The organism is Streptomyces sp. NPDC005963 (assembly GCF_040638655.1).
Taxonomy (GTDB): Bacteria; Actinomycetota; Actinomycetes; order Streptomycetales; family Streptomycetaceae; genus Streptomyces.
Map to the genome: position 1 here is coordinate 785,024 of NZ_JBEXVD010000001.1, position 8,497 is coordinate 793,520.

Sequence of the window (8,497 nt, forward strand, 5' to 3'; positions counted from 1 at the left end):
CGGGGATGCTTAGGTAAGCCTTAGCGTATCCACTCCCACCACTCAGGGCCCGACCGTCACACCGGTCCGGCCCGCGGCGAGCGCTTCACCGACGCAGCCTGGCCGTCCGCTGCCGGAACTCTCGCCGACAGGACCCACGTGAATCACTCCCCCTTTGGTCTGCACAGCCCTGCCCGCGAACACAGCGACTGTGGCGTCGGCTTCCTCACCCGCCTCGACGGCGTACCGCGACACGACGTCATCCGCAAGGGCGACGAAGCACTCCGCACCATCCCCCATCGCGGCGGCAAGTCCGCCGAAGGCGTCGGCGACGGCGCGGGCGTGAGCATCGACCTGTCGGTGGAGTTCTTCAGTGCCATCACCGGCGAGGAACTGCGCGCCGGACACTTCGGCGTCGCCAACTGCTTCGTTCCCACCGACGCCGACCGTCGCGAAGGCGCGGTGGAACTCGTCGGTCGGAGCATCGCCGAGCAGGGGTTCGACGTCCTGCTCGTCCGTGACGTCCCGGTGGACCACAGCGTCGCCCGGCCCGCAGCCGAGCAGTACCAACTGCCCATCGTGCAGTGGGTGTTCCGCGCGCCCGAGCGTTGGGAGCGCGCCGAAGTCGACACGGCTGCCAACCGTGCGCTGCTCGCCGTCGAAGCCGTCGCCTACGCCGATGACGCCCACGCCGGCCTGTACCCGCTCTCCCTGAGCGCACGGACCCAGGTCCTCAAGGGACGACTCAACTCCGGTGAGGTCATCGGGTACTTCTGTGACCTCGGCGATCCACGGCACTCCGTGCGGTCGCTGTACTTCCACACCCGGTTCTCCACCAACACCGAACCGCACCCGACCATGGCACAGCCCTTCCGGCTCATGGCGCACAACGGCGAGCTCAACACCGACCGCAAGAACCGGCTGTCCGACGATGCCCTCGCGCGGGCCCGCACCCGGAGCATCGTGCGTCCCCCGGGGCAGTCGGACTCCAGCCGCCTCGACCAGACCTTGCAGAGCCGGGTCTTCGACGACGGTCTGGACATCGTCGAGGCCGTCGTGTCCCTGATGCCGCCCGCGTGGGAGAACGACCGCACGCTGCCCGTCGCCGTCCGGGACATGTTGGAGTACTTCTCGCTGTACGAGGAGAAGAACGACGGCCCGGCGGCCGTGATCTTCAGCGACGGGGATGTCATCGGCGCCCGACTCGACCGGCTCGGCCTGCGCCCGCTGCGCACCGTCGAGACCGCCGAGTACCTCATGGTGGCGTCGGAAGCCGGGCAGGTCGCGTTCCCCGACGACGAGGTCGTGCACCGGGGCCGCATCGAAGCCGGCGGCATGCTCGTGTTCGACCACCGCATCGGCCGTCGGATGCGCACGGGCGAGGTGCTTGACGCCCTCGCCGCGCGCCGACCGTACTCCGAACTGCTCACCGCGGCCCGGGTGAACCTCGACGACCTGCCGTCCCCCGACTACGAGCGGGGTACGACGACCCTCGGGTACGACGGCGATCTGACGCTCGCCGGCCGCTACGTGGCGTACTCGCTGAACCAGGAGAGCTTCCGGTTCATGCTCGACCCGATGCTCGCCAACGGGTCGGAGCGGATCTCCGCCATGGGCTACGGCAACGCCATCAACGCGCTCAGCGACACCGAGGGCGGCATGGCGAAGTACTTCTCGCAGCGCTTCGCCCAGGTGACGAACCCGCCGCTGGACAGCATCCGCGAGGCCGACGGCATGAGTATGAGGGTCGCCCTCGGCCCGAAGCCCGACGGTACGGGGAACACCAACGGCCGGCAGCTCGTGGTGTCTTCGCCCGTGCTCGGCCATCTGGACATGGTCCGGTTGCGCGACCAGCGGATCGTGCCGCTGGAGCGGTTCGACATGCTGTACGAGCCCGTACGCGGTGATGTGAACGCGAACGCCGACGCCCTGAGGTCCGCGCTCCTGCGGCTCTGTGACGACGTCGAGCGGTTCGCCGCGGAGCGGGGCGGCATCGCGCTCCTCACCGACCGGGCGATCTCGTCGACGCGTGCGCCGCTGCCGACGCTCCTCGCCGTCGCGGCGGTGAACCAGCGACTCATCGAGACCGGGGTGCGCCTGCGGGTGTCGATCGTGGCGGAGAGCGGTCAGCTCGCCTCCTCGCACCACGTCGCGACCGCACTCGGCTTTGGCGCCTCGGCGGTCTACAGCCTCAGCGCACGGCTGCGCGCCGAGGAGAAGCACCCGAGCGCACCGGCGCCCGCTGGCGAGATCACCGAGACCGATCGCGCCCTGGCCCGGTTCCGCAAGGCGGCCGAGAAGTCGCTCGCCAAGACCATGGGCCGCGTCGGACTGTGCACCGCCGAGAGCTACATCGGCGGCGAGTTCTTCGAGCCGAACTACCTCGACACCCGCGACGACGTGTTCGCACGGATCTTCCCTCACATGGACGCCCCCGTCGGCGGTGTGGGATTCGCCCGGATCGCCCAGGCCGCGACGGACTGGCACGAGCAGGCCCGTACGGTGGAGAACGAGCAGCAGATCCCGCTGCTCGGACTGTTCAAGGAGCGGTCGGACGGCGCCGGGCACTCGTTCGGCGTCACGGCCGTGCGCGGCTTCGGCGGCATGACCGAGGAGCAGCCGGAGTTCGGCAGGCCGGATGACTCGGACGCGCTGCGCCTGCTGACGCTCGGTCAGCTCGACGATGCGTTCGGCATCACGGACGCCGCCTACCGGAACACCGGCTACGACGCGCTCAGCGACGCCGAGATCGACGGGTTCCGGATCACGCCCGGATACCGAGCCTTCCTGCGGACGACTCATGAGGAGCGCCTGCGCCGCCCGTCCGCGCTCCGCGACGTACTCGCCCTGCCCGCGGACGTGACGGGGCTGCGCACACCGGAGGACTTCGCCCGGGAGCTCGGGCGGTTCTCCACCTCCGGCAATGCGAGCATCACGGTCCGCGGTGTGGTCGCGTCCGCCGTGGAGCCGCCTGCGGGTACGGAACGGCACAGCGACGCGGTGACCGTTCGACTGTGTCTCACCGCGCCGGGCGCCGACGCGGTCGAGCGCCACTCCGCGCTCGCCGACGGCCTCGCCCGAGTGCACCCGGGTGAGGTGGAGACGCTCGAAGCAGCCGCGGACGGCGTTCTCGTCACCGCTACTGGCACCGCCGCACGGCTGCTCGCGCTCTTCGACCGCGCACCGTGCAGCGTCCCGCTCGACGACGTGCAGCCCGCGCATGAGATCACCCGCTCGCTGGCCTCCGGTGCGATGAGCCACGGCGCGCTCGTGGCCACCGCGCACGAGGCCGTCGCCCACGGCACGAACATGGTCGGCGGGATGTCGAACAGCGGCGAGGGCGGCGAACACCACTCGCGGTACGGCACCATCCGCGGCTCCCGGATCAAGCAGTTCGCGTCCGGTCGGTTCGGCATCTGGGCGGGCTATCTGGCCGATCCGATGCTCCAGGAGCTGGAGATCAAGATCGGCCAGGGCGCGAAGCCCGGCGAGGGCGGCCAGTTGCCCGCGCCCAAGGTCACGGTCGACATCGCGGCGGCGCGCGGCGGCACCCCGGGCATCGAGCTCATCTCCCCGCCGCCGCACCACGACACCTACTCGATCGAGGACCTCGCTCAGCTCATCCACGACTGCAAGGCCGCGCGGGTGCGGGTCGTCGTGAAGCTCGTGTCGTCGGAGGGCATCGGCACCATCGCGGTCGGCGTCGCCAAGGCCGGTGCGGACGTGATCAACGTCGCCGGGAACACCGGTGGCACGGGCGCAGCGGCCGTCACCAGCCTGAAGTACGCCGGTCGGTCGGCGGAGATCGGTGTGGCCGAGGTGCATCAGGCGCTCGTGGCAAACGGGCTCCGGCAGAAGGTCGTGCTGCGCTGTTCCGGCGCCCACCAAACCGGTGGCGATGTGGTCACGTCGGCGTTGCTGGGGGCCGACAGTTTTGAGTTCGGCACGACGGCGCTGATGATGCTCGGCTGTGTCATGGCGAAGAACTGCAATGTGAAGTGTCCCGCCGGGCTCACCACGAACGCCGAGGCGTTCGAGGGCGATCCGCGCGCACTGGCCCAGTACCTGTTGAACATCGCGCACGACGTCCGACAGATCCTGGCCCGCCTGGGGCTGCGGTCGCTGCGCGAGGCGCGGGGGCGCACGGACCTGCTGCAACTGCTCGACCACCCCGCGAGCGTCGGGCGTCTCGACGTCCGCAGACTGCTCGCGCACGTGCCCGAGAAGGTCGTCGAGGACCCGGAGTACCTGGAGAAGGACTTCACCACCGACGACGCCCTCATCGAGCGCGTCCGTGCCGCCCTGATCGACCGGCGCGAGTCGACCGTGCTCGTCGAGGGCGTTCACCTCGGCAACAGTGACAAGTCGGTCGGCGGGCAGCTCGGAATCGATGTCGAGCGGCTCCTCAACCACCAGTCGGACGCGGCCGACCTCGCCGGTGCACCCGCGGTCGTGGCCGACGACCGCGGTCGCCGCCGTCTGGTGGACGGTGCCGTCCGCATCCGCACCACCGGGTCCGCGGGTCAGTCGTACGGTGTGTTCTGCAACGACGGGATCACGCTGGAGCACACCGGCACCGCGAACGACGGCGTCGGCAAGAGCCAGAGCGGCGGGCGGATCGTCGTCCGTGCCCCGGGCGGCGGTAGCACCGAACGCGGTGGCAATGTGCTGATCGGGAACTTCGCCCTGTTCGGTGCGACGGGCGGTCGGACGTTCGTCCAGGGCGAGGCCGGTGACCGGTTCGCCGTGCGCAACTCGGGGGCGACCGCGGTCGTGGAGGGCGTCGGTGACTTCGGCTGCGAGTACATGACCGGCGGTACCGTGCTCAACCTCGGCGGCTTCGGCAAGGGCCTGGGCAACGGCATGAGCGGCGGGTTCCTGTACCAGTACGACCCCTCGGGCGAGCTCCCAGGCCAGGTGAGCGCCGATTCGCTGCTCGTGTTCCCGGTGACCGACACCGCGCACGGCGTCTTCCACGAGCAGGCCGTTCGGCTGCTCCTGGAGTGGCACGTGGCCGCCACCGGCTCCGCGCTCGCGGCCCGGCTGCTGCACGACTGGGCGACCGAGCGGCGCCATGTGTACTGCGGAATGCCCAGGGCGCTGCTGCTGTACCAGGACGCGTCCGAGATCCTCGCTGCGGCCACCCGGGCCGAACTCCTCGACGAACTCGCGAACTCGATCGCGACGGACAAGCTCCGTGCGTTCAAGGTCGACTACCGTGACCGCCGCACCGTGCTCGGCGGGCGTGCCCCGGCACTCGGCGACCAGGGCGGCGACGACATGTTCTCGCTGCTGTCGTCGTACACGGTGCTCGGCGTCGCACAGGACCTCGCGCTCAAGCGGGTGCCGGGAGCGAGCGGCCCGGACGACCCGCGGGTCGCCGAAGCCGTCCGCAACCTCGTGCTCACCGAGGACTTCTTCGTCAAGCAGCGCGTCGTGAAGTACCTGCGCGGCACGCTGGAGCGGTTCGACGACGACGAACTCGCCACGCTGATCGCGATCAAGCGCCTCGACGACTACAAGCACGCACTGAGGCAGCGGAACAACCTCAGCGTGGACGCCCCCGGCACCCATGGCTGGATCATGCACCAGAACGCCAAGAACGCCGGCCGTGTCCGAGCGGCCCGGTTCGACGAACTGCTCGCGACCGCGGCACTCGCCGACATCGCGGAGATGGCAGCCCGCCGCACCCCGAACGCCCCGACCGAAGCGGTGACCACGTGACGCTCATGTCCCCGACCGGGTCGCTCATCCCGGCCGACGCGCCGTTCTCCGCGGAACAGGAGTCCTGGCTCGCCGGGTTCATCGCCGGCATCGCCGCCGCCGGGCGGCGGGAGGACACGACGGCCGCCGCTCCCGTGGCGACGATCGACGTCGTGTTCGGCACACAGACCGGAACCGCCGAGTTCCTGGCCGGCGAGGTCGTCGCCGGGGCCCGGTCCCGTGGCCTCGGCGGGCGGGTCACCGCGCTCGACGACATCACGCCCGAGCGGCTCGCCGAGATGTCCCATCTGCTCGTCGTCACCTCGACGTACGGCGAGGGCGAGATGCCCGACAACGCCGGGCTCTTCTGGGAAGCGCTGCGGGCGGAGGGAGCACCACGGCTGGAGGGCCTGCGCTATGCGGTCCTCGGGCTCGGGGACCGCGGGTACGACGACTTCTGCGAGGCGGCGAAGCTCCTCGACACCCGCCTTGAGCAGCTCGGCGCCACCCGGCTGTGCGGTCGCGTCGACTGCGACGTCGACTTCGAAGATCCCGCCGCTCAGTGGACGACCACGGTCCTGGACGTGCTCGCCGCGGAGACCGGCGCGACGGCGACGAGCGCTGCGCCGACGACTGCCGCGGACCCGGTCGCCGCGACCCGTTCCCCGTGGCACAAGCGCAATCCGTACCGCTCCCGTCTGGTGGTGAACCGGCTGCTGTCGTCACCGGACAGTGCGAAGGAGATCCGCCACTACGAGTTCGACCTCGGCGACAGCGGCATCACCTATGCGGCGGGGGATGCGCTCGCTGTCGTACCAGTGAACGACGACGCGCTCGTCGGGGAGTTCCTGACGCACCTCGGGGCGAGCGGCGAGGAGGACGTCGACGGTCGACCGCTCGTCGAGGTGCTGCGCACCGGGCGTGAGATCCGCACCCCGTCGAAGGAGCTCGTGGCCGATCTGGTCGAGCGTGCCCCGTCGAGCGAGCTGGCCTCGGTCGTCGCACACGGCGACCGGCCCGACCTCGATTCCTGGCTCTGGGGCCGGGACGTGCTCGACCTGCTCCGGGACGCCGGATCCGCCGCACCGGGTCTCGACGAACTGCTGCCGTTCCTCCGGCCGCTCCAGGCGCGCCAGTACTCGATCTCGTCGAGTCCGCTCGCCCACCCGGACCGCATCCACCTCACCGTCGCATCGGTCCGGTACGGCGCCCAGGACCGCCGGTACGGGGGCGTCGCCTCCACCTACCTCGCGGACCGGATCGGCGAGACCACACCCGGCACCGCCGATGCCACCGCGGGCGTCTACCTCCAGGCGAACGCCTCCTTCAGCGTCCCCACGGACGACGACGCTCCCATCGTCATGATCGGCCCCGGCACCGGTATCGCACCGTTCCGCGGCTTCCTGCACGAGCGCGCGGCGCGAGGGGCTTCCGGGCGCAACTGGCTGTTCTTCGGCGACCAGCACCGCCGTACCGACTTCGTCTACGAGGACGAGCTCACCGAGCTCCGCGAGCAGGGCGTGCTCACCCGGCTCGACCTGGCGTTCTCCCGCGACCAGGCCGAGAAGATCTACGTACAGACACGGATGCGCGAGCAGTCCCGCGCGTTGTACGGCTGGCTTGAGGACGGCGCGTACGTGTACGTCTGTGGCGATGCCTCGCGGATGGCGAAGGACGTCGAAGCGGCGCTGTTGGCCGTCATCGCCGAGCAGCGCGGACGCGGTGACGAGGACGCGGCGCAGTACCTGGCGGATCTGCGCCGGGCGAAACGCTATGTACGGGACGTGTACTGAGCATGATGAACCAGCATCCCGAACCGCTGGACGCCGACGGCCTGTGCGCGTTCGAGGAGCTCTGCGTGCGACGACACACCACCGTCCGGCCCATCGACGCCCGGATGGCGGAGCTCGCGCGCTGTCTGACGCTCCTCCAGTATGTGCAGGCGGTCACCGGTGGGCCGGTCGCCCGGATCGACCAGACGGGCACCTACGCGGTCCCGAGCCTGCGCGGCGAGGCGTTCACCATCCGGCCGGGGTCGATCGCCCTGCGCGTGGACGGCGTGGGCTTCGCGTCCGCCGCGGTCGTACGGGACGGGGGAACCGGCACGGTCGTCCTGCATCTGCGCGATGCCGACGGCCGGACCGCGCACCAGGGGCGGCTGCTCTCCGAAGGGGACCGGCTGCTGGTCGAACTCGCCCGTGCCGCCGAGACCGGGGCGCTGATCGCCGAACCGTCCGCGGTCCCCGAGCCCCCAGCGTGGGAGGACGGTGACCAACTCGCGCAGCTCGACGCGATCCTCGTCGACGGCGGGGTGGCCCGGCGCGCGGAGTTCGCCCGATACCGGGGCGAGCACCGGGCGATCGACGTCGGGGTCGTGCCCGAGGTGCTGGAGTACGTCTGCTCCGCCGGGCTGCCGATCGGCGTGGCGGTGTTCGCCCCGGCGGCCATGCAGGCGTGCAACGGTCGGGTGCACGTCACCGATCAGACCGTGGGCGGGCAGGTGTTCGCGGCGTTCGCACAGAGCTCGGTGCAGATCGACCTCGCGGGTGTCCGTGCCTGTCATCTCGTCCGCTCCACGGCCGCGCACGGCCCGACTTCGGCGATCGAACTCGACGACGGGGACGGGCGCTGCGTCGCGGTCATCACACAGTTCGGGATCGTCGGCGAGGACGTGCACACGGCCTGGGAGCACCTCGCGGCCTCACTGCCAGACGCCTAGCGCCCTTCTTTCGGATCTTGCTGGGCTCGCGTGCCCTGGCACCGCGCCTCGCCGCGTTGTCGTCAATCACCAATGCTCCGCAGTGATTCATTCCTC

General features: G+C 70.6%; 3 protein-coding genes. All 3 read left to right on the forward strand.

The genetic code is table 11. The features are described 5' to 3' along the window. Window positions 1-138: 138 nt before the first annotated feature. From ABZ348_RS03215 to ABZ348_RS03225, 3 genes are read left to right on the forward strand one after another with little or no spacing between them, the layout of a single operon-like run. Window positions 139-5,703: a glutamate synthase-related protein gene (locus ABZ348_RS03215; RefSeq protein WP_358928747.1), complete on the forward strand. Its 5,565-nt coding sequence runs from the start codon at window positions 139-141 to the stop codon at window positions 5,701-5,703. Between the two features lie 5 nt (window positions 5,704-5,708). Beyond that, on the forward strand, window positions 5,709-7,475 hold the full coding sequence (locus ABZ348_RS03220; RefSeq protein WP_358928807.1) for a sulfite reductase subunit alpha: 1,767 nt from the start codon (window positions 5,709-5,711) through the stop codon (window positions 7,473-7,475). Window positions 7,476-7,477: 2 nt separating this feature from the next. Further along, window positions 7,478-8,401 (forward strand): hypothetical protein, encoded by a 924-nt coding sequence (locus ABZ348_RS03225; RefSeq protein WP_358928749.1) that lies wholly within the window; start codon window positions 7,478-7,480, stop codon window positions 8,399-8,401. Window positions 8,402-8,497 lie beyond the last annotated feature (96 nt).